Genomic DNA, 1,761 nt, shown 5'->3' on the forward strand with positions numbered 1-1,761 from the left:
GCGGCGAGCTGAGCCTGGCATTCAGCTTCAGCGGGCAGATGTTCGCCCGCGCGACCATCGAGCGGCTGGCGCGGGCCTACGAGGCGGAGCTGGCGGCGCTGGTCGAGCACTGCCAGGCACCGCAAGGGCTGACGCCGTCGGACTTCCCGCTGGCGGGCCTGAGCCAGGCGCAACTCGACGCACTGCCGGTGGCGGTGGCCGAAATCGAAGACATCTACCCACTGTCGCCGATGCAGCAGGGCATGCTGTTCCATTCCACGTTCGGCGAGAGCGACGGCGACTACATCAACCAGATGCAGGTCGAGGTCGCAGGCCTGGATGTGGCACGCTTCGAGGCGGCCTGGAACGCAGTGCTCCAGGCTCATGACAGCCTGCGTTGTGTCTTCGTCTGGTCCGCCGACCAGGCCCAACCGGTGCAGGTAGTGCTGCGCGAGGCCCGTGTGCCGTTCAGCGAGCTGGACTGGCGCGGCCGTGATGACCTGGCGCATGCGCTCCCGACACTGGCCGCCGAAGAACGTGGGCGCGGCTTCGATGTACTGCAGGCGCCATTGCTGCGCCTGGTGCTGGTGCGCCTGGAAGATGACCGCCATGCACTGGTCTACACCAGCCATCACATCCTCATGGACGGCTGGAGCAATGCGCAACTGCTGGGTGAAGTGCTGCAACGCTACTGTGGCGAGCGGCCCACGCAGGCGGCGGGCCGCTTTGGCGACTACATTGGCTGGTTGCAGCGCCAGGACCGAGCACAGAGCGAAGCGTTCTGGCGCGGGCAACTGGCCGCACTGCAAGCGCCCACCCGCCTGGCCAGCACCTGTCAGCATGTCGGTGTCGAAGGCTACGCCGAGCACAGCCTTTCTATCGATGCGCAGACCACTGCACGCCTGGCCCGCTTCGCCCGTGAGCGCAAGGTCACCGTCAACACCTTGGTGCAGGGTGCCTGGGCCTTGTTGCTGCAGCGTCGTGTCGGCCAGGACTGCGTGTCGTTCGGCGCCACCATGGCCGGTCGACCGGCCGAGCTGGCCGGTATCGAGCAGCAGATCGGCCTGTTCATCAACACCTTGCCGGTGATCGTGCCATGCACCGCCGGGCAGGCGCTTGGCGACTGGCTGGACGATTTGCAGGCGCTCAACCTGCGCATCCGCGAACACGAGCACACGCCACTGCTCGACATCCAGCGCTGGGCCGGGCAGGGCGGTGACGCGCTGTTCGACAGTCTGCTGGTGTTCGAAAACTACCCGGTGGCCGAGGCCCTGGAGCGTGGTTCGCCCTCGGGGCTGCGCTTTGGCCCGGTGCGCACACAGGAACAGAGCAACTATCCGCTGACCCTGGTGGTCGGCCTGGAAAACAACCTGTCGCTGCGCTGCAGCTATGACCGGCAGGCGTTCAGCGCGGCGATCATCGAGCAGATCGGCCAGCAACTGCGTCACTTGCTGCTGCAGATGCTCGAACACGGCGCGCAGGTGCCTGTCGAAGCCTTGCAATTGCTCGATGACCAGCAACGCCAGGTTGCGCTACAGGCCTGGAATAGTGCCCCGGCCACCTTCACGCCGAGCCAGCCGCTGCATCGCCTGATCGAAGCCCAGGCGGCCCGCGCGCCGCAAGCGCCGGCGCTGGTCTGCGAAGGCGAACAGTTGAGCTATGCCGAGCTGAACCGCCGGGCCAACCAGGTCGCCCATGCGCTGATCGCCCGAGGCGTCGGCCCGGACGTGCTGGTAGGCCTGGCCGCACCGCGTTCGCTGGAAATGGTGGTCGGCCTGCTGG

General features: G+C 67.0%; 1 protein-coding gene. It reads left to right on the forward strand.

The features are described from left to right. Positions 1-1,761 (forward strand): condensation domain-containing protein (locus GYA94_RS25535; protein ID WP_161893359.1); only part of this gene is annotated, 1,761 nt, incomplete at both ends.

Source organism: Pseudomonas juntendi (assembly GCF_009932375.1).
GTDB classification, from domain to species: domain Bacteria; phylum Pseudomonadota; class Gammaproteobacteria; order Pseudomonadales; family Pseudomonadaceae; genus Aquipseudomonas; species Aquipseudomonas juntendi.